Source organism: Bordetella pseudohinzii, assembly GCF_000657795.2.
GTDB classification, from domain to species: Bacteria; Pseudomonadota; Gammaproteobacteria; order Burkholderiales; family Burkholderiaceae_B; genus Bordetella; species Bordetella pseudohinzii.
This window is the reverse complement of record NZ_JHEP02000046.1, coordinates 1-711: the sequence shown is the minus strand read 5'-3', so window position 1 is coordinate 711 and position 711 is coordinate 1. Positions and strand designations below refer to the sequence as shown.

Here is a 711-nt window from a genome sequence, read left to right as displayed (position 1 = left end):
CGGCGATATTGCTGAGCTTGAGGCCGCCGCCGTCGATGCCGGCGGTGGTGATGCTCGGGCCGCCGGTCAAGGTCAGGCCGCTGGCCTGGAGCTGGGTGGTCCCGAGGGTCACGGCATCCACATTCAGGTTGCGGGACAGGGCGAAGCGCAGCTTATTGTCAGTGGCGCCCTTGGTGATGGCGAGATTGCTGTCCGCACTGGCAAAGTCCACCGTCGCCCCTGGCGCGACATTGCTCGCGTTGGCGCCCTGCGCGGTGACATTCCAACCGCTGTTGGCCACCGAGGAGACGGCCTGCAACTGCCCGACATTGACCGCGTCGGTCGTGGCGCTGCCGGCGGCGATGTTGCTGAGTTTGAGGCCACCACCGTCGATACCGGCGGTGGTGATGCTAGGTCCACCGGTCAAGGTCAGCCCACTGGCCTGAAGCTGGGTGGTCCCGAGGGTGACGGCATCCACATTCAGGTTGCGAGACAGCGCGAAGCGGAGTTTGCTGTCGGTCGCGCCCTTGGTGATGGCCAGGTTGCTGTCGGCGCTGGCAAAGTCCACCGTCGCCCCTGGCGCGACATTGCTTGCGTTGGCGCCTTGCGCCGTAACGTTCCATCCGCTGTTGGCCACCGTGGAGACCGCCTGCAGTTGTCCCACATTGACGGCGTCGGTGGTCGCCGTGCCGGCGGCGATATTGCTGAGCTTGAGGCCGCCGCCGTCGATGC

The 711-nt window shown here is 66.4% G+C and carries 1 pseudogene; it reads right to left on the bottom strand.

The features are described from left to right. Nucleotides 1-711, bottom strand: a pseudogene (locus tag L540_RS21165) (hypothetical protein); the annotation flags it as partial.